Source organism: Flavobacterium sp. KH_001 (assembly GCF_057840745.1).
Map to the genome: position 1 here is coordinate 1,252,125 of NZ_CM174520.1, position 21,710 is coordinate 1,273,834.

Consider the following 21,710-nt stretch of genomic DNA (forward strand, 5'->3'; position numbering starts at 1 on the left):
ACAATAAAATTTAACATATCTACATATGAAAAATAAAAATATAAAATATTTAATTTTATTTCTTTCCATAGCTTTTACAACGATAAGTTGTGTAAAAGATGAAGATTTAGAACAAGTTAATCCAAACGAAGGCTCATCAGAGTCATTTTGGAAAACGGATGCTGATGCATTAAAAGGTTTAAATGCTGCATACAGCAGTTTGTTAAATGAGGGAACCTACATGAGAAGCTCCCCATTATTATTAGACCTGAAAGCAGATGATACACGCAGTAATAGCCCTTGGGGATCTATGAAAAATGTAGGGTACTTTAATTCAAATGTTTCAGATCCTGCAATTTATGGCTGGGCATTTAGAGAATACTATCAAGGAATTAATAGAGCAAATCAGGTTTTAGTAAATGTACCTGATATTGCTTTTGCTGACGGAGCACTTAAAAACAGAATTTTAGGACAGGCTTATTTCTTAAGAGGATTATACTTGTTTCATTTAGTAAATATGTTTAAGAATGTACCAGTTCCTTTAGATTTGTCTGTTTATCATGCACAAAAAACTCAGGCAGAAGGGTGGGCACAGGTTGTTTCCGACTTTAAGCAAGCCGCAGATTTATTGCCTGTAAGTTATAATGGCATTTCAGGTATAGACACTACTGAAGAAGTTGGAAAAGGACTAGGACGTGCAACTAAAGGAGCTGCTTTAGGTTATTTAGGAAAAGCTTATTTGTTTACAAAGGATTTCACAAATGCAAGGGATACTTTCAAAAAAGTTATTGATTTAGGGGTTTATTCGTTAGTACCTAATTATGCAGATAATTTTACCGACACAAATGAAAATAATGCTGAATCACTTTTTGAAGTACAATTTACTAGAGAAGCCGGAGGTGTTGGTTTAAGTTGGGGTGGTATTCCTGTTGCAGATTGGGGAAAAACTTCAGCAAGAGCTATTACTTATGGACCAAGAGCATTTGGTTTTACAGATGTGCAGCCAACATTTGTATTATTTAATGAATTTCAAGATGAAAAAACAAAAACAGGTGCTATTGATCCTCGTTTAGATGCTACTATTTTTTATAGAAAGCCAGGAGGAGCCACTCCACTTTATCAAACTACATTTGAAATAGCTTATAAAGATTCTCCAGCAGATTTAAATGATATTTATTGTAGAAAATATGAAAACGGAAATGGTGCAATTGCAAATGAAATGGACTGGCGTTCCGGAATCAATGAGCGTTTGTTGAGATACGCTGATGTCCTTTTAATGTATGCTGAATGTTTAAACGAAACAGGTAATACTCCAGGAGCTTACACCTATATTCAAATGGTAAGAGACAGAGCTAATTTACCAAATTTAGCGACTGTAAAACCCGGGTTGTCACAAGAGGGAATGAGAGAACAAATTGGGCATGAGAGATTCTTGGAGTTTGCTCTTGAAGGCCATAGATTTGATGATATTCGTCGTTGGGGATGGCTGGATGATCCTGCAAAATTAGCTTGGTTAAAATCAAGAGATGCTGAATTTGAATCTTTTGCAAAAGGAAGAGAGTTTTTTCCAATTCCGCAATTAGAAATCGACACGAACGAATTTCCGGTAACTCAAAATGATAGTTATTAAAAACAGTTTTCAGTCTCAGTTCACAGTGTGACTGAAAACTGAGACTAAGATTTATTGAATTAGTTAGAATACCTAATATCATATGGCAGGAAAAAAATCTGTCATATGATATTATCTTAAAAAAGAATACGATTATAGAGTAATGAATTTTTTACCGTAACTAAAATTTTATCACGAATGAAAACAATTACAAGTTTGGTTTTGTTAGCAGTATTATTAGTAGGTTGCCAGAATGAAGATACTATAATCCCTTCGAATGATGAGGCAGTCTCAGTTGAGACAACTCAAAATTCTCAGGTAAAAAATGTAACAGCTAAAACGGTCAGCGGTAATGTTCCGTCACACGACCCTAGCACAATTATAAAAAGTGGTGTTAATTATTATGTGTTCACAACAGGTGATAATATACCCATGACCTATTCAACAAATTTAACAAGCTGGACTTGGGGAACATCAGTGTTCACTTCGACTCCAAGCTGGATTACAAGTTATGTTCCGGGTTTTACCAAAACATTTTGGGCGCCAGATTTAGCATGGTTTAACAATCGATGGAATATGTATTATTCCTGCTCGACTTTTGGATCTGCGACTTCAGCAATCGGATTGGTAACGGCTCCTTCTATTTCGCAAAGTGCCGGAACAAATTGGACAGACAGAGGTCTTGTTGTGGCTTCTTCATCTGCCTCAGATGTAAATGCAATTGACCCTTCTATTTTAGTAGACGGAAGTAATGTTTATATGGCGTATGGTTCCTGGCATGCTGGTATTGGTGTAGTTCAGATTAACGTTTCAACAGGTAAACCAACCGGAACAAGAACTATTGTTGCCGGAGGAAGCAGTGCTTCATGGGAAGCGCCTTGTTTAATCAAAGAAGGAAGTTATTACTATATGTTCGTAAACAGGGGCAACTGCTGCAATGGCGTAAACAGTACCTATTATATTGTAGTGGGTCGTTCAACAAGTCCGTTTGGACCTTTTACGGATAAGAATGGAGTCAATTTAAAAAGTGGAGGCGGAACAACAGTTTTGGCAACACAAGGAAATTATATCGGACCAGGGCATTTGTCCAGAATTACCGGAACACAAAAAGGAGCAGTTCATTATTATGATGGAGCTGACAATGGAAATCCAAAACTAGAAATTGTATATTTTACATGGTCATCAGGATGGCCTACACTTTCTTATTAATTTTAATATAGAGAGGAAGGTTCCATAAAGCCTTCCTCTTTATAATCTTATAAACAACAAATTATGAAAAAAGCACTTTTAATCACATTTCTTATTACCCTTTGTAATCAGGCAAGTTTCGCTCAAAACGAAACGACAGTAGTCACCATAAAAAATAATGCAGATGCGCCAACAATCGACAAAAACATTTACGGACATTTTGCGGAACATTTAGGGCGCTGTATTTATGGAGGTTTTTTTGTGGGAGATACTTCAAAAATACCAAATACAAAAGGAGTTAGAAATGATATAGTCGCTGCTTTAAAAGATTTAAAAATTCCAAATTTAAGATGGCCTGGCGGATGTTTTGCCGATACGTATCACTGGAAAGACGGAATTGGCCCTCAGGAACAAAGACCAACTATTGTAAACAAATGGTGGGGTGGTGTAACTGAAGATAACAGTTTCGGAACCCATGATTTCCTGAATATGTGCGAGCTGCTTGGAGCAGAACCGTACTTGTCAGGAAATGTTGGAAGCGGAACGGTTCAGGAATTATCTGACTGGGTACAATATACCAATTTCAGCGGTAAAAGTCCGATGAGTGATTTACGTAAAAAAAACGGAAGAACAGAACCATGGAAAGTTAAATTCTGGGGAATTGGAAATGAAGCCTGGGGATGCGGAGGAAATATGACAGCGGAATATTACGCTGGAGAATATAGAAAATTCGCCACTTTCATGTCAGATTGGGAAAATACCGGAGGAATTACCCGTATCGCATCTGGATCAAATAGTGCCGATTATAATTGGACAGAAGTTTTAATGAAAAACATTCCCCTAAATATGTTAGGCGGAGTTGGAGTGCATCACTACGCCGTAATCGACTGGGGCAAAAAAGGAGATGACAGAAATTTTACTGAAGAAGGTTATTTCAAAACCATGCAGTCTGCTTTGAAAATGGAAGAATTGGTTACCAAACATTCGGCTATTATGGATAAATACGATCCAGAGAAAAAAGTTGCTATGATTGTTGACGAATGGGGAGGCTGGTACGAAGTAGAACAAGGAACAAATCCTGGATTTTTATACCAACAAAACACGATGAGAGATGCTGTTTTGGCCGGAGCAACGTTGAATATTTTCAATAATCACGCAGACAGAGTTCGTATGGCAAATTTAGCACAATGTGTTAACGTGTTGCAAGCCGTAATCTTAACTGATAAAGCAAAAATGATTACTACGCCAACATATAGTGTAATGAAAATGTACAGCGTTCATCAGGATGCTAAATTATTACCATTAAGTTTCCAATCGCCATTGTACACTTTTAAAGGAGAAACACTTCCTGCGGTATCAGCTTCAGCTTCAAAAGATAAAAACGGAGCAGTTCATATTTCATTGGTAAATGTTGACGCTAAAAACAAAAACAAAATAGAAATTGATGTTAAAGATCTTGGAGTAAAAAACTTTACAGGAACGATTGTAACATCAGCAAAATTACAAGATTACAATTCATTTGATACACCAAACAAAATTGTACCAACAGTTTTTAAAGGTTTCGAAAACAAAAAAGGAAAACTTGAAATTACTATTCCTCCTTTCTCAGTTGTTGTTTTAGAAGGAAAATAAAATATAGAAAAAATGAAAAAATCCAATTCCATTTTAAAAATTGCCTACATCGGTCTGTTGTCAATTGCATTTGTCAGCTGTTCCAGTGATCCAGACACACCTGTAACCCCAGATCCGGGTCCGGTGGTTGATCCCCCGGTAGTTACACCTGCTTTTCCAGGGCCAACTTATGCCGATAATTATACTTCAATTTCAAGTTGGGGCAGCAGAAAGCAATGGAATTTGGCTAACGTGCACGATCCATCTGTAGAAAAATCGGGTGAATATTATTATATGTACCAAACCGATGCTTCTTATGGAAATGCACACGAAGGTAATGGACATTTTTTCTACAGAAGATCAAAAGATTTAATCAATTGGGAATTCATGGGATCTTCAATGACGCAGGCTCCGGCTTGGGTAAAAGATTCTTTGAACAATAAAAGAGCGAGAATGTCTCCGGCTTTGCCTCCAATCGAAAATCCAAATTATGGATATTGGGCACCATGTGTTCGTAAAGTGGGGAACAAATTCAGAATGTATTACAGTATCGTTGTAACGAATCCAATTGTAGGAACAGATACCAATACTTCCTGGTCAGAACGTGCTTTTATTGGCTTAGCCGAAACAGATGATTTGGCTTCAAATAATTGGGTTGATAAAGGAATGGTTGTTTGTTCTGAGCCTGACGGGGTAAAAAGTTATGTTAGAAATGGAGGAAATGACTGGGATGCTTATTTTAAATTTAACGCTATAGATCCAAGTTTTATTGAAACCCCGGAAGGTGATCAATATTTAATTTACGGTTCCTGGCATTCCGGAATTGCAGCTTTAAAACTGAATCCGACAACAGGAAAACCAGATAAATTAAAAACAATTGAGGATTACGGAGTAAGAATTGCTGGTCGTGGAAATGTCAATTCAAACCGTTGGCAGGCACTTGAAGGACCAGAAATCATGTATAATCCAGAAACTCAATATTACTATTTATTCCTGGCTTATGACGAATTATCAGTGGCGTATAACACTCGTGTTGCAAGATCCAAAAGCATTTTAGGCCCATACCTTACCAGTACCGGAATGAGTATTACAACCGGAGCAGAATGTTTTCCAATGCTAACGCATCCCTATCAATTTAAAAATCATACAGGCTGGGTTGGTTTTGCACATTGTGCTGTTTTTCAAAATCCGGATACAAAAAAATGGTTTTACGCGTCGCAAGCCCGTTTACCGGAAGGAGTTCCAGGAATTGCAGCTTCAAATGCGATTATGATGGGTCATGTTCGTGGTATCGAATGGACAGAAGATGGCTGGCCAGTTGTTGAAGCAGAACGCTATGCCGGAGTACCAACAACGACTATTTCAGAAGCAAATTTCATTGGAACCTGGGAACAGATCACGATGAATTACCAATACAAAACGATTCAAAAAGCAGGAACAATTTATTTAACTGCTGACAAAAAAGTAAGTGGAGATGCAACTGGAACCTGGTCGTATAACAGCGCCAAAAAAATCTTAACCGTAAATGGGGTAAAATGCAACGTTACGGATGCCTGGGATTGGGAATCAGCAACGCGAAAAGTAACCTTGAGTTATTCTGGTTTGACCGCTGGAGGATTACCTGTTTGGGGCAAGAAAGTGAATTAGAAAATTCCAATTTTTAAATTCCAAAAATTAAAAAGCACATAGAGAATAAAGGATTAAAAATATAAATCTGCTCAAATCTGCAGAATCTGCGTGAAAAAATATTTAACGCATTTTAAAAGAATCATAATGAAAAACCTAATTACAAGCCTTTCAATTTTAGTTTTGATTGCATCCTGCAAGACAGCTGTCGCGCAATCTACTCAAATTGATCCGGCAAAATTCAATAATCCAATTATAAAAGATCAATATACAGGAGATCCTGCGGCATTGGTTTACAAGGATAAAGTGTATTTATACGCCGGTCATGACGAAGCACCAAAAGATTTTCATTTTTATAAAATGAACGAATGGGTCGTTTACTCTTCGTCAGATATGAAAAAATGGGAATCACATCCGGTGCCATTAAAAGTTACTGATTTTGCTTGGGCAAAAGGTGATGCATGGGCTTCGCAAGTAATCGAAAAAAACGGAAAATTTTATTGGTATGTAACGGTTCATCACGGATCTATAGATGGAAAATCAATTGGAATTGCAGTTTCTGACAGCCCAACCGGACCATTTAAAGATGCTTTAGGAAAAGCCTTGATCACAAACGATATGACCAAATTCAGCGATATAAGCTGGGACGATATCGATCCGACAGTTTATATCGACACAGATGGACAAGCCTATTTGTTTTGGGGAAATACAGCCTGCCATTATGCTAAATTAAAAGACAATATGATCGAATTAGATGGACCGATTCATCATATAAAAGAATTGCCTCATTTTACAGAAGCACCCTGGATTCACAAACATAAAAACTGGTATTATTTATCCTATGCTTATGAATTTCCGGAGAAAATCGCTTATGCCATGAGTAAGTCAATTACGGGTCCATGGGAATTCAAAGGAATTTTGAATGAAATTGCCGGAAACAGTAACACGAATCATCAGTCAATAATTGAATTTAAAGGGCAATCGTATTTTATTTATCACAACGGTGCAACCCAACCAGACGGAGGAAGTTTCAGAAGATCAGTCTGTGTCGATAAATTATATTATAACAAAGACGGAACGATGAAACGAGTGGTCATGACATCTGAGGGAATTCAGTAGGAACAAATTTTCACCATATAAGTTATATAAGTTCATGTAAAACTGGACTTAGAAAAACTTATAACTTATATGAACTTAAAACGTTCCTAAAAGAGCCAAACTTAAATTTACTTACATCACTTATATGGTGAAAAAAACACAATCCATGCATAAAAACATAATCTATACTTTTTATATTATTATGATGCTGACCGCTTCCGCTTCGTTTGCGCAGGAAATTGTCGTGCACGATCCGGTTGTCATCAAACAAAAAGACACTTATTATCTGTATTGTACAGGTAACGGAATTAGTGTTTTTAGTTCCAAAGATTTAAAAAAATGGGATAAGCAGCCGCAGGTTTTTGCCGATAAGCCAGTTTGGGCAGATGGTGTTGCTGCCGATTTCAAAAACCATATTTGGGCGCCGGATATTTCGTTTCACAACAATATGTATTATCTGTATTATTCCGTTTCGGCTTTCGCCAAAAATACATCGGCAATTGGTGTAGCGACCAATACAACATTAGATCCAAAAGATAAAAAATACAAATGGGTCGATCAGGGAATTGTTATTCAGTCACAACCCAACCGTGATATGTGGAATGCCATAGATCCAAATTTAATTTTTGATGAAAACAATACGCCATGGTTATCCTTTGGTTCTTTTTGGGAAGGATTAAAATTGGTAAAACTAAATCCGGATTTAAAATCGATTGCACAACCTCAGGAATGGCATACGATTTCGAAACGCAAAAGAACTTTTGAATTAGCAGATTCTGATCCGGGAGATGGTGCATTGGAAGCTCCGTTTATTTTCAAGAAAAACGGTTATTACTACCAATTTCTTTCTTGGGATTTATGCTGTCGCGGAGAAAAAAGCACTTATAAGGTTGTCGTTGGAAGATCAAAAAACGTAACCGGACCTTATGTCGATAAAGACGGAAAACCATTAAATGAAGGTGGTGGAAGTTTAGTCGTTCAGGGCGACGAGAATTACTTTGGCGTAGGCCACAACAGCGCTTACACGTTTGATGGCAAAGATTATATTTTTTACCATGCTTACGAAAAGAAAACCAACGGAACACCAAGATTAGTGGTTAAAGAAATGCAGTGGGACGCCAATTTATGGCCCGTTTTAAAATAGAATACCAATACAATGAAAAAATATAATTTTCCGATACTAACGATTTTCATTTCACTTCTGATTTTGATTTCCTGTAAAGAAACCAAAAACGAGGTGGTGCAGCCTGGCGATAAAACTTCAGTTTTAAAAGCGGGTTATCAAATAGAACCGGTGAACATTCAAAATGTAAAATTATCCGATTCTTTTTGGCTGCCAATTATCAAAAGAGTACAGGAAATTACGATTGCTTATGCCATTCAAAAATGCAATGAAGAAGGCCGTTTTGAAAACTTTTTAATCGCAGGAAAACAAAAAACAGGAACAGTAAGAGGAGAAATGCCTTTTGACGATACCGATGTTTATAAAATTATTGAAGGCGCATCGAATACTTTAATCAGTGCTCCAAATCCAAAATTAGAACGTGTTCTGGATTCGTTGATTGCCATTGTAAAAATTGGTCAGGAAAAAGACGGTTATTTAACAACATGGAGAACTATAAATCCGGCAAAACCGCCATGTACCTGGGTTCCCGTTATTGAAGGGAAACGTTGGGAATCGTTACAAATCAGTCACGAATGCTACAATTCCGGACATTTAATAGAAGCTGCTGTCGTACATTATGAAGCTACAGGAAAAAGAAATTTCCTTGACATCGCCATCAAAAATGCCGATTTATTAGTGAAAACTTTTGGAGATGGCCCTGGTCAGGTAAAAGGTGTTCCGGGACATCAGATAGTAGAAACGGGTTTGATTAAATTGTATCAAATTATTAGAAAAGAAGATTATTTAAAACTGGCGAAGTACTTTTTAGACAATCGCGGAAACCCAAACAATCATAAATTATACGGAGAATATGCACAGGATCATATTCCGGTGGTACAGCAAAATGAAGTGGTAGGCCATGCCGTAAGAGCCGTTTACATGTACGCAGGAATGACCGATGTTGCTGCGATGACCAAAGACAAAGGTTATACCGATGCCATAAATAATTTATGGAATAATATGGTCAACAAGAAAATGTACATCACAGGCGGAATCGGATCAAGACATGACGGCGAAGCTTTTGGAGCGAATTACGAATTGCCAAATCTGACGGCTTACAATGAAACTTGTGCCGCAATTGGAGATGTGTATTGGAATCACAGATTGCATAATTTATCTGGAAATTCGAAATATTTTGATGTAATCGAAAGAACAATGTACAATGGATTAATCTCCGGAATTTCATTAGACGGAAAACAATTTTTCTATCCAAATGCCTTAGAAGCTGATGGTGTTTTTAAATCAAACAGAGGCTCTTGTACACGTCAGGCCTGGTTTGACTGTTCTTGCTGTCCAACGAATTTAATTCGTTTTATACCTTCAATTCCAGGATTGATTTACTCTAAATCGAATGATGTTTTGTATGTGAATTTATACGCATCAAACAATGCCTCTTTCAAAGTTGGAAAAACAGATTTACAGATTTCGCAACAAACCGGATATCCCTGGAACGGAAAAGTAGCAATCTCAGTTAATCCGAAAAAAGACAGTCAGTTCACGATTAAACTTCGTGTTCCGGGTTGGGCAAGAAATGAAGTTTTGCCAGGCGATTTATATTCTTATAAAAAAGCATCCACTCAAAAAGCTACTATTAATGTAAACGGCGAAACCTTGGCGATTCAGGCACAAGATGGTTATTTCGTTGTGACGAGAAATTGGAAAAAAGGAGATAAAATCAATCTTAATTTCCCAATGGAAGTTCAGGAAGTAGAAACCAATTCAAAAGTAGAAACGAACAAAAATAAAGTCTCTTTAGAATACGGTCCAATCGTTTACGCAGTCGAAGAAATTGACAACAAAACCAATTTCGATAAAATAAACGTGAGTTCTTCAGATACTTTCCAAGTAAAAAAAGAAGCCAATTTGTTGCAAGGCGTAAACGTAATCGAGAATTCAAAATTCAAAGCAATTCCATATTACAGCTGGTCAAATCGAGGCGTTGGAAAAATGAAAGTTTGGTTGGATTATAAGTAGAGAATAGAATATAGAGAATAGAATATAGAGAATAGAACATAGAAAATAGAGGCAAGAAGAAAGAATCAAGATTTAGCTGCAGATTTTAAGATTAGAGAATTAAATCTCCTCAATCTGCGGAATCTGCGAGAAAAAAATTAAACACATAGAATCATAGAATTTAAAATGAATAAAAAGAGTTTTAAACAAATCTAGATTTGAACACATAGCTATGTGTCTTCAAGCAAATGAAATGCCTTTTCTTAAGCTATCAAATTCTATGTCTCTATGTGTTTAAAAAAATAAAGTTAAAGTTTATAAAAATAAAAATCCGTTTTTATCCGCGTTTTCACTTTAATGAATCAGTGTAATCCGCGGGCCATAAAACACATTAATTATAAAAAAATGAAGTCCAATTTAATTACCAAAATTACCCTTTGCGGTTTATTGCTTAACGGCTTTTATGCTTCGGCACAAAAAAATAATCTTCAGGTTGATGCTGCCAAAACAGTAACCAAAATTGAACCGACGATGTACGGAGTATTTTTTGAAGATATCAATTTTGCTGCTGATGGAGGTCTGTATGCCGAAATGATTAAAAACAGATCGTTTGAATTTGAAATGCCAATGATGGGCTGGAACGAACCAAACAGCGACCGACATAAATTAAACGAGCAATCCGGAATCGCAAAAATTATTCAGTATTCTCAAAAAGGAACCAATCATAATTATTGCAGAGTTACAATCAACGATGCAAATGGTTATGAGTTGATCAATGAAGGTTTCAGGGGGATGGGAATTAAAAAAGACCTGAAGTATAATTTGTCGCTAAGAGCTTCAAAAATATCCGGAGATATTTCGAAGATTAAAATTCAGTTCATTGATAAAAATAAAAAGGTTTTAGGCGAAACTTTGATTGCACCGACAGCTAAAGACTGGACAAATTATACAGCACAATTAACGGCAACAGCAACAGAAGCAAAAGGACAAATTAAAATCACTTTTGAAGGAAAAGGGGTAATCGATTTGGATGTGATTTCGCTGTTTCCGGAAGACACCTGGAAAGGAAGAAAAAATGGAATGCGTGCTGATTTAGTACAATTATTATATGATTTGAAACCGGGATTTTTACGTTTTCCTGGTGGATGTATTGTGGAAGGAAAAACATTGGCATTACGTTACCAATGGAAAAAATCGATTGGAAATGTTGAGGACAGAGAAACGATGATCAACCGTTGGAATACAGAATTTGCACATAAACTAGCACCCGATTATTTCCAGAGTTTTGGTTTAGGATTCTATGAATATTTTCAACTTTCTGAGGATATTGGAGCTTCTCCATTGCCGATTTTAAGCTGTGGAATGGCGTGTCAATTCAACACTGGAGAATTGGTTCCAATGGATCAAATTGATCCTTATGTACAAGACGCTTTAGATTTAATTGAATTTGCAAATGGCGATCAAACTACTGCTTGGGGGAAAGTGAGAGCTGATATGGGACATCCAAAACCATTCAATTTAAAATTCATTGGAGTTGGAAACGAGCAATGGGGACCAGATTATATCGAGCGTTTCAAAGTGTTTCAAAAAGCCATTAAAGCAAAATATCCAAACATTACGATTGTATCCGGAACAGGACCTTTTCCTGACGGAGATTATTTTGATTACGGCATGAAAGAACTTAAAAAACTGAATGCAGAAATTGTTGACGAACATTATTATAAAGATCCGGCATGGTTCCGTAAAAACGTAACGCGTTACGATAATTACGACCGCAAAGGACCGAAAATTTTTGCTGGAGAATATGCAGCGCAAAGTGTGGCAATCGCAAGTCCGGATAACAAAAACAACTGGGAATGTGCGTTTTCTGAAGCAGCTTTCATGACAGGAATGGAGCGTAATGCTGAGGTTGTTCACCTGACTTCTTATGCACCTTTATTGGCACACGTAGAAGGCTGGCAATGGACACCGGATATGATTTGGTTCAACAATTTACAGTCATATGGAACTCCAAATTACTATGTTCAGAAATTGTTTTCTAACAATAAAGGAACAGATTTAATCAATATTACAAAAGACGGAAAAGCTGTTACAGGTCAAAACGATTTGTTTGCATCTGCAGTAAAAGATGTGAATTCGAAAGAAGTAATTCTGAAAATTGTGAACACTGCTGCAACAGCTCAAAATGTTTCAATTGATGTAAAAGGAGTAAAATTAGATACAAAAGGAACAGCAATAATTTTAAAAGGAGACGGAATAAATGATGAGAATTCTTTTGATGCTCCAACTAAAATTAGCCCGAAAGAAAGCGAATTTAAAGTAAGCGGAAGCAAAGTTCAATATGATTTTCCAGCGTACTCGGTTACGGTTTTGAAAATTAAGATGAAATAATCGCAACAGAATAAATGTAAAAGCTACGTTTATTTTTTGTTTTGACCTTAAATCCTTGTTTTGATGCATTATTTGTAAAAATTCAAGTGCCTGTTTTTATTAAGTGTTTATTGTACACTTATAGATGAATTATAATTATATTTGTCATTATTAAAAATGAATTTCGAATGAAAAATTACGTTATAGGATTGGACTACGGAACAGATTCTGTTCGAGCGGTGCTAATAGATACTGAAAATGGGCAGGAATTAGCATCAAATGTTTCTCATTACAAAAGATGGAAAAACAAACAATATTGTGATGCCTCGATAAATCAGTTTCGTCAGCATCCTTTAGATCATATAGAAGGTTTAGAAATTACGATTCAAACCGTTATAAAAGAAAGTAAAGTAGATCCTTCGCAAGTGCGTGGAATTTGTATTGATACAACCGGATCTTCTCCGGTGCCGGTTACAAAAGATGGAACTCCTCTTGCTTTGACAAAAGGTTTTGAGGAAAATCCAAATGCGATGATGGTGTTGTGGAAAGATCATACTTCAATAAACGAAGCAAACGAGATTAACGAGTTGGCAGTAAGCTGGGGCGGAGAAAACGTAACAAAATATGTAGGTGGGATTTATTCATCAGAATGGTTTTGGGCAAAAATTTTGCACATTGCCAGACAAGATGAAGCCGTTCGAAATGCAGCGCATACCTGGATGGAGCACTGCGATTTAATGACGTATTTATTAATCGAAGATAAAGATTTAAAAACTTTCAAAAGAAGCCGTTGCGCTGCGGGTCACAAAGCGATGTGGCATGCAGACTGGAACGGACTTCCACCAGTTGAATTCTTAGAAAAACTACATCCGTATTTAGCACAACTTCGCGGAAATTTATACGATGAAACGTATACCTCTGACTTAGTTGCCGGAAATTTAAGCAAAGAATGGGCAGACCGTTTAGGACTTTCAACAGATACAGTTATTGCTGTTGGAACATTCGACGCACACTCTGGAGCTGTTGGAGCTAAGATTGGTGAAAACACTTTAGTTCGCGTTATGGGAACTTCAACTTGTGATATTCTGGTTGGTTCTTATGATGAAGTAGGTACAAAAACGGTTCGCGGAATCTGCGGGCAAGTGGATGGATCTGTGATTCCGGGATTTATTGGTCTTGAAGCAGGACAATCTGCTTTTGGAGATTTATTGGCCTGGTACAAAGAATTGTTAATGTGGCCGACAGATCATTTATTGACTTCTTCAGCTGTTTTAAATGATACTCAAAAAGAACAATTAAGAGAAGAATTCAGCGATAAATTAATTGTGGAATTAACTAAAGAAGCAGAGAAAATACCCGTTTCTGAAAGTCTTCCAATTGCATTGGACTGGATCAACGGAAGAAGAACGCCCGATGCCAATCAGGAATTAAAAAGCGCGATATCCAATTTATCTTTAGGAACAAAAGCACCACATATTTTCAAAGCTTTAGTAAACGCTATTTGTTTTGGAGCGAAAAAAATCGTGGATCGTTTTGAAGAAGAGGGAGTAAAAATTGATAGCGTAATCGGAATTGGAGGCGTTGCCAGAAAATCACCTTTTATCATGCAGACTTTGGCTAACGTTTTAAATAAGCCAATTAAAATTGCAGCATCAGATCAGACTCCTGCTTTAGGAGCAGCGATTTATGCAGCAGTTGCAGCCGGAATTTATCCAAATGTAATTGAAGCAAGCCAAAAAATAGGAAGTGATTTTGATGGAGAATATTTCCCTCAATTAGACAAAGTAGCAGCGTATAACAAATTGTTAATCGCTTACGATCAATTAAGTGCTTTTGAAGATCCAACTATAAAAACAGCAAAACATGAGTTCTCTTTATAAAGATTTAAAGCAAGAATGCTACGAAGCCAACATGCAGTTAAATGCATTGAATTTGGTAGTATATACTTTTGGGAATGTAAGTGCAGTTGATAGAAAAAACGGTGTTTTTGCCATCAAGCCAAGCGGCGTTCCTTATGAAGATTTAAAACCAGAAGATATTGTTATCGTTGATTTTGATAACAATGTTATTGAAGGAACCATGCGTCCGTCATCGGATACAAAGACTCACGCATACTTATATAAAAACTGGCCAAATATTGGTGGTGTGGCACATACGCACGCGACTTATTCGGTTGCCTGGGCACAGTCGCAACAGGATATTCCGATTTTCGGAACAACACACGCAGACCATTTAACAGCTGATATTCCGTGTGCGCCACCGATGGCAGATTCGCTGATAGAAGGTAACTACGAACACAATACCGGAATTCAGATTTTGGATTGCTTCAAAGAAAAAAATCTTTCTTACGAAGAAGTAGAAATGATTTTGATAGGAAACCACGGTCCATTCGCCTGGGGAAAAAATGCCGCAAAAGCGGTTTACAACAGTAAAGTTTTAGAAGTCGTAGCCGAAATGGCGTATCTGACTTTACAAATAAACCCGAATGCACCAAGATTAAAAGATTCCCTAATAAAGAAACATTACAACCGCAAGCACGGAAAAGATTCGTATTACGGACAGTAGAAGGTTTGTTTCAGGTTTCAGGTTTTTTTTGTTTCAAGTTGTTGGAACGTGAAACCTGAAACTTCAAACAAAGAAAAATAAAACAAAAATAACAACTCAAGATTTTCAGATTCCAACAACCTGACTCGAGAGCTATGCTCGAACAGGCGAAGCAAACCTGAAACGAAAAATAACAAAACAATAGATAACAAAGATTTTCCACGATTCAAAACTTGAAACTTGAAACAAAGAAAACTTGAAACAAAATAAAAGACATGATTGATATATCTCAAAAAGAAGTATGGTTTGTAGTAGGAAGCCAGGAATTATACGGTGAAGAAACTTTAAGAAAAGTAGCAGAACATTCTCAAATAATTGCAAAAGGATTAGATGGAGCGTCTAATATTCCGGTAAAAGTGGTTTATAAAGATGTGGTAAAATCACCTTCACAAATTTTAGATGTTTGTTTAGCGGCAAATTCAGCTAAAAACTGTATCGGAATTATTGCCTGGATGCACACTTTTTCACCTGCAAAAATGTGGATCGGCGGATTAAGTATTCTGAAAAAACCATTATGTCATTTACATACACAATACAACGCTGAAATTCCATGGGGAACTATCGACATGGATTTCATGAACTTAAATCAATCAGCTCACGGAGATCGTGAATTTGGTTTCATCATGTCTAGAATGCGTAAAAAACGCAAAGTTGTTGTTGGACATTGGGAAGACGAAAGAGTACAGAAAAAATTAGGTATCTGGACAAGAGTAGCTTTGGGTTGGGATGAACTTCAAAATTTAAAAGTGGCTCGTATTGGAGACAATATGCGTGAAGTTGCCGTTACAGAAGGAGATAAAGTAGAAGCTCAAATTCGTTTCGGAATGTCAGTTAATGGTTTTGATTCATCAGATGTTACCAAATATATTGAGAAAGTTACAGACAAAGAATTAAATGATTTATTGGCTGTTTACGAACAATCTTATACTTTGACTGATGCTTTAAAAGAAGGCGGAGCGCAAAGAAGTTCTTTAGCGGAAGCGGCAAAAATTGAATTAGGTTTGAGAGCTTTCCTTGAAGAAGGAGGTTTTGGCGCTTTTACAGATACGTTTGAAAATTTAGGTGTTTGGAAACAATTACCTGGAATTGCAACACAAAGATTAATGGCTGATGGTTACGGTTTTGGTGGAGAAGGAGACTGGAAAACAGCTGCTATGGTTCGTGCATTAAAAGTAATGAACGTGGGTCTTGAAGGAGGAACTTCTTTCATGGAAGATTATACGTACCACTTCACACCTCAAAAATCATACGTTTTAGGATCTCATATGTTGGAAATTTGTCCATCAATTGCTGACGGAAAACCTTCTTGTGAAGTACATCCTTTAGGAATTGGAGGAAAAGAAGATCCGGCTCGTTTGGTATTTAATTCACCTGCGGGAGAGGCAATCAACGTTTCTTTGGTAGATATGGGAACGCGTTTCCGTTTAATCGTAAACGAAGTTACAGCGATTAAACCAATGGCTGAGTTACCAAAATTACCGGTTGCCAGAGTTTTATGGGATTGTAAACCAAACCTTGACATTGCTGCAACAGCGTGGATTTTGGCTGGTGGCGCGCATCATACAGTTTACAGCCAGTCGCTAACAACTGAATATATGGAAGATTTTGCTGATATCGCCGGAATCGAATTATTAGTGATTGACGAAAAAACTACCATAAGAGATTTTAAAGATAGAATCAATGCAAATGAAGCTTATTATCATTTGTTTCAACACGGCCTTTAAACCGGTAAAATGTAATTTGTAAGATGTAAAATGTGAAAAAACTTAAAAAGGTAATTTTTACATTTATAAAATGATTAAATTTCACGTCTAACATTTTACTTCTAACATTTAACTTTTTACAAACCAAAAAAATATCAATTATGAATGTATTAAAACGTTGTATTTTTGGAATAAGCCTTATGAGTTTGGCCGCAATTTCAGTTCAATGCAAAAGCGATAAAAAAATGGATGCTACAACAGTTTCGACGGACGAAAAAGCTACAGTTACAATTGAAAAATCTTCTTATGGAACAACCGCAAAAGGAGAAAAAGTAGACAGCTATAAGCTGAAAAACCAAAATGGGATGGAAGTTGATATCATCACTTTTGGTGGAAGAATTACAGATTTGAAAGTGCCTAATAAAGAAGGTGTTTCTGAAAATGTAGTTATCGGATTTGATAATTTGGCACAATACGAAAAAGAAAATCCATTTTTTGGAGCTTTAATCGGAAGATACGGAAACAGAATTGCGAAAGGAAAATTTACTTTAGATGAAAAAGAATATCAATTGGCCATAAACAATGCTCCAAATGCTCTGCACGGTGGACCGCAAGGATATTTTAATGTGGTTTGGAAAGCGGATGAGGCAAAATCCGGAGATGCGGCATCTTTGAAATTATCTTACTTAAGTAAAGATATGGAAGAAGGTTATCCTGGAAATTTGAAGGTTTTTGTGACTTATACATTGACTAATGATAATCAGTTAGAAGTTTTATACGAAGCGACTACAGATAAGAAAACGGTTGTGAATTTAACACAACATTCTTATTTCAATTTATCCGGAGATTTCACAAAAACAATCTTAGATCACGAATTGACTTTGAATGCGGATAAATTAGTTCCGGTTGATGCGACTTTAATTCCGACAGGAAAATTAGATGATGTTGCTAATACACCTTTCGATTTCAGAACGCCAAAATTAATTGGAAAAGACATCGACGTTAAAAACGAACAATTAGAAAGAGGAAAAGGATACGATCACTGCTGGGTATTGAACAATCCTGAAAAAGGAAAAACAATCATTGCAAAAGTGTATCACGCAGCAAGTGGAAGAGTTTTGGAAATGACAACAGATGAACCTGGAATTCAGTTTTACTCGGGAAATTTCCTTGACGGAACTCTACCAATGCCAAAAGGCGGAACATACGCACACAGAACAGGTTTGTGTTTAGAAACAGAACATTATCCTGATTCTCCAAACCAGAAAAATTTCCCAACAACGGTTTTAAACCCGGGAGAAAATTATAAAACTAAAACTACTTTTAAATTCTCTGTAAAAAAATAGTTTTAGGATTTTGTTTATTAGTTTAGTAATTCTCTAAGAAACCTCGAAAGTTATGCTTTCGAGGTTTTTTATTTATAAATAATTATGAAAATAAGTAGAAAATCGATCTTGTTAATTCGTGGAAATTTTTCTTACATTTGGAAGATAACTATCGAAAACAAAGCGCTTACTTATGAAAAACCCAATTAAATTATTACTTCTGTTATTAACCTGTTTCATATGTGAAATAGGAAATGCTCAGGTTCAGATGAATTTTAAATTTGACACACCTTATGGTAAAAATACCGCTGTTGGAAAATTTGCTGAAATCAATGGAGCTAAAATATATTATGAAGAATATGGAAAAGGGGAACCTTTGTTATTGATTCATGGAAATGGAGGAAATATTGAATCAATGGGAAATCAGATCGATTACTTTAAAAGTAAATATAGAGTTATCGTTGCTGATAGTAGGGGGCAAGGTAAATCGGAGTTGAAGACGGATTCGTTGACATACGTTCAGATTGCAAAAGATACAGAGGAATTAGTTAATCGATTGAAACTAGATTCGATAAGTATTATTGGATGGAGTGATGGAGGAATTGTGGGTTTGCAAATGGGTATTTCAGGTAAATCAAAAATAAAGAAAATCGTGGCGATGGGGGCAAATTTAAGACCTGATTCTACAGCTGTTAATTCGTGGGCTATAAAAGATGTTCAGAACATGAGAAAAATGATTATCTCAAAAATTAAAGAAAAAGATACTAGCGAGAATTGGAATCTAATGAAACAACTTACCGGACTTTTGGTAGATCAACCTAGCATTGCAACTAAAGATTTATCAAAAATTAAGGCAAAAGTACTTATAATGGCAGGAGATAAAGACGTTATTAAAAATGAACATTCGGTAGAAATTTTTGAAAACCTACCTAAGGCACAGTTATGTATTATGCCTGGCGAAACCCATTTTGCACCGGCTTCAAGTCCCGAAGTATTTAATTCATTAGCTAATAAGTTTTTATCAGAACCGTTTAAAAGACCAGATTCAGATTTGTCTAAAGGGGGTAAATAAAAGTTTTATTTTCTGGGCAACTTCGTGTCTTTGGGCGATTAATTTTATAGAATTTATGAAAATCTTACTTTAGCAAAATGAAACATCTTTTTAAAGCAGAAGCAAAATGGACTTCAAATCAAATTCAGGAAGATTCAACGAAGAGAATTTACAGCAAAAGCCATAAAATCAAAATCGAAGGAAAACCTGTTTTAAATGTTTCAGCAGCAAAAGCTTTCAAAGGTGATCCTGAATTATACAATCCCGAAGATTTATTGTTGAGCAGCTTAGTTTCCTGCCACATGATGTCCTATTTATATGTATGTTCTCAAAACGGAATAGAAGTTCTAGAATATTCAGACAATGCCGAAGCCACTTTAGAAGTTACTCCTGACGGAAGCGGGCGTTTTGTTGAGGTTAGATTATATCCAAAAGTAAAAATTTCAAATCCGGATCAAATAGAATTGGCTTTGGATTTACATTTTAAAGCAAATCAATTGTGTTTTATTGCTAATTCCTGCAATTTTCTGGTGCTGCATAATGCAAGTTGTGAGGTTAACAAGATATAAAAGATACAAGTTCATTTAATAAACAAGGGTTTTTACGTAGGGCTATACACATGTTATTGAGATTGATAAAAATGTTGTGTTTTGAATATCAGAATGTTAAGTGAAAAATTAGTCAGATTAGTTATAAAAATGTAGCTTTTTATTTGCAGATTAATTCATTTGATTATTTTTATCTAAAAAAACAAAGCCCATTTTATGAAGAGAATTTTACTATTTACATTATTACTTTATTGTACTTTTATTAATGCTCAAATCTCATTTGAAAAAGGATATTTTATTTCAAATGACGGAAAGAAAACCGATTGTTATATTCGAAATTTAGATTGGATGAACAATCCAACAAATTTCAAGTACAAATTACAATTAAACGATTCAGATATTAAAACAGAAAGTATCGAAACTACACAAGAATTTAGTATTGATAACGAATGCAAATACAAAAGATTAAAAGTAAAAATAGATCGCGCAAATGATGATCAAAAAGAAGCTACAGGAAAAAGAAATCCGGAATGGAAGGAAGAAACAGTATTCTTGAAAGTACTTGTAGAAGGTGATGCGATTTTATATGGTTATACTGAGACAAGCGGGAATAAATTCTTCTATTCTACACAAACAGTTCCGACAGAGGAGTTAGTGCGTGTCAGTTATCTTAAAAATGGTGAAAATGGTGGCTATATAATGCAGCTTTCAAACAATGTTAAGTCATCAAACATTGCAGACAAAGATGTTAAAAATCTTAATTACAAAAAGTCTGACCTTATTAAGTATTTTACAAAATACAATAACATTCAGTCTGCTGCCGGTGAAAATAAGGCTGCAAAAACAAGTGAAAAATTATTCTTTGTTAAAGTAACGCCAGGAGCAAGTCTTGTTTCGGTATCTGCAAGAAATGCAGGAAATTCAAATCTTAATGTTGATTTTGATAATAAAATGATTTTCAAAATAGGTGCTGAATTAGAATATGTATTTCCTTTTAATAAAAATAAATGGAGTCTATTTGCCAATCCAACATATCAAAAATATACAAACGAAAAGGAATATATGGTTTCTAATGTAGGGGGAGTTGGAGGTTCTCAAATACCTTATAATGTAAAAATAGATTACAGTTCGGTACAGTTGCCAATAGGAATAAGACATTATATGTTTTTAAATCAAACTTCAAAAATTTTCATAAATGCTTTATATTCTTTCGAGATAAATGGTAATACGAAAATAACTTATAAGAATTTGGCGCCAGGCAGTATTGCAACAGGAGAGTTTGAAAGTGAATCTGATACTAATTTTGCTTTTGGTTTAGGTTATAGTTTTAAAAACAAATTTACAGTCGAAGCAAGGTTTAATACCAAAAAAGAACTTATGAACTACCAAGTTTATTCTGTAAAGTATAACGCGATAGATTTTATATTTGGCTATACTCTTTTTTAGTAAAATCAAACCATTTTATTTTTAAAGCAACTGAAGTGATTTTTTAAATACTTTAGTTGCTTTTTTATTTTACATGTATAGCTATAAAAGTAAAGGTCTTCTTTTAAAATCGGATTTTGTAAGCTATAATTATTACTTGTTTTCAAGGGAAGAGTTGGGTAACTTGAATAAAAAAAAGCCTGTAATACTTGAAAAACAAGTGATTACAGACTTTTTAAGTACCCGGAGCCGGAGTCGAACCGGCACGGTTTCCCACAGGTGTTTGAGACCAGCGCGTCTACCAATTCCGCCATCCGGGCTTAGCAGACGAAAAAACAACTAATAAATCAGTTATTTTAACGCAATAGAATAAGTAATTATGATGCCATAACTGTGCTTATTCCTTTAACACGGTGCAAATGTAAAAAATAAAATTAAATGTTCTACTAAAAATA

The 21,710-nt window shown here is 35.7% G+C and carries 15 protein-coding genes and 1 tRNA gene; 15 read left to right on the forward strand and 1 reads right to left on the reverse strand.

Annotation, left to right across the window (positions count from 1 at the left end; translation table 11 throughout):
- Positions 1–25: 25 nt before the first annotated feature.
- The 15 genes from AC3ITQ_RS05610 to AC3ITQ_RS05680 all read left to right on the forward strand — a co-directional run bounded on the left by AC3ITQ_RS05610 (position 26) and on the right by AC3ITQ_RS05680 (position 21,276).
- Positions 26–1,609 carry a RagB/SusD family nutrient uptake outer membrane protein gene (locus tag AC3ITQ_RS05610; protein WP_489237177.1) on the forward strand — a complete coding sequence of 528 codons (1,584 nt, stop codon included), beginning with the start codon at positions 26–28 and terminating at the stop codon, positions 1,607–1,609.
- Positions 1,610–1,786: 177 nt separating this feature from the next.
- Positions 1,787–2,797, forward strand: a complete 1,011-nt coding sequence (locus AC3ITQ_RS05615) for an arabinan endo-1,5-alpha-L-arabinosidase (protein ID WP_489237180.1) — start codon at positions 1,787–1,789, stop codon at positions 2,795–2,797.
- Positions 2,798–2,860: 63 nt separating this feature from the next.
- Positions 2,861–4,408, forward strand: a complete 1,548-nt coding sequence (locus AC3ITQ_RS05620) for an alpha-N-arabinofuranosidase (protein WP_489237182.1) — start codon at positions 2,861–2,863, stop codon at positions 4,406–4,408.
- Positions 4,409–4,420: 12 nt separating this feature from the next.
- Entirely contained in the window at positions 4,421–6,034 is a 1,614-nt protein-coding gene (locus tag AC3ITQ_RS05625; RefSeq protein WP_489237184.1) for an arabinan endo-1,5-alpha-L-arabinosidase, read from the forward strand.
- A 126-nt stretch (positions 6,035–6,160) separates the two neighbouring features.
- Entirely contained in the window at positions 6,161–7,132 is a 972-nt protein-coding gene (locus tag AC3ITQ_RS05630) for a glycoside hydrolase family 43 protein (protein ID WP_489237186.1), read from the forward strand.
- A gap of 145 nt (positions 7,133–7,277) precedes the next feature.
- Entirely contained in the window at positions 7,278–8,255 is a 978-nt protein-coding gene (locus AC3ITQ_RS05635; RefSeq protein WP_489237188.1) for an arabinan endo-1,5-alpha-L-arabinosidase, read from the forward strand.
- A gap of 12 nt (positions 8,256–8,267) precedes the next feature.
- Entirely contained in the window at positions 8,268–10,250 is a 1,983-nt protein-coding gene (locus AC3ITQ_RS05640) for a glycoside hydrolase family 127 protein (protein WP_489237190.1), read from the forward strand.
- Between the two features lie 384 nt (positions 10,251–10,634).
- Positions 10,635–12,620, forward strand: a complete 1,986-nt coding sequence (locus AC3ITQ_RS05645) for an alpha-L-arabinofuranosidase C-terminal domain-containing protein (protein WP_489237192.1) — start codon at positions 10,635–10,637, stop codon at positions 12,618–12,620.
- 167 nt (positions 12,621–12,787) lie between these two features.
- Positions 12,788–14,479: a ribulokinase gene (locus AC3ITQ_RS05650; protein ID WP_489237194.1), complete on the forward strand. Its 1,692-nt coding sequence runs from the start codon at positions 12,788–12,790 to the stop codon at positions 14,477–14,479.
- Positions 14,463–15,164: an L-ribulose-5-phosphate 4-epimerase gene (locus tag AC3ITQ_RS05655; RefSeq protein ID WP_026982501.1), complete on the forward strand. Its 702-nt coding sequence runs from the start codon at positions 14,463–14,465 to the stop codon at positions 15,162–15,164. The genes AC3ITQ_RS05650 and AC3ITQ_RS05655 overlap by 17 nt, the downstream gene beginning before the upstream one ends.
- 254 nt (positions 15,165–15,418) lie before the next feature.
- Positions 15,419–16,927 (forward strand): L-arabinose isomerase, encoded by a 1,509-nt coding sequence (araA, locus tag AC3ITQ_RS05660; protein ID WP_489237196.1) that lies wholly within the window; start codon positions 15,419–15,421, stop codon positions 16,925–16,927.
- Between the two features lie 140 nt (positions 16,928–17,067).
- Entirely contained in the window at positions 17,068–18,252 is a 1,185-nt protein-coding gene (locus AC3ITQ_RS05665; protein WP_489237198.1) for an aldose epimerase family protein, read from the forward strand.
- Between the two features lie 172 nt (positions 18,253–18,424).
- Complete coding sequence (locus AC3ITQ_RS05670; RefSeq protein ID WP_489237200.1) at positions 18,425–19,303, forward strand: alpha/beta fold hydrolase; 879 nt, start codon at positions 18,425–18,427, stop codon at positions 19,301–19,303.
- A gap of 77 nt (positions 19,304–19,380) precedes the next feature.
- A complete protein-coding gene (locus AC3ITQ_RS05675; RefSeq protein ID WP_489237202.1) occupies positions 19,381–19,851 on the forward strand; it encodes an OsmC family protein in 471 nt (156 codons plus the stop codon).
- Positions 19,852–20,046: 195 nt separating this feature from the next.
- Entirely contained in the window at positions 20,047–21,276 is a 1,230-nt protein-coding gene (locus AC3ITQ_RS05680) for a tRNA modification GTPase (RefSeq protein ID WP_489237203.1), read from the forward strand.
- A gap of 219 nt (positions 21,277–21,495) precedes the next feature.
- On the opposite strand, the gene AC3ITQ_RS05685 is transcribed toward AC3ITQ_RS05680, so the two are convergent.
- Positions 21,496–21,575: transfer RNA gene (locus AC3ITQ_RS05685), tRNA-Leu, on the reverse strand.
- Between the last annotated feature and the right edge of the window lie 135 nt (positions 21,576–21,710).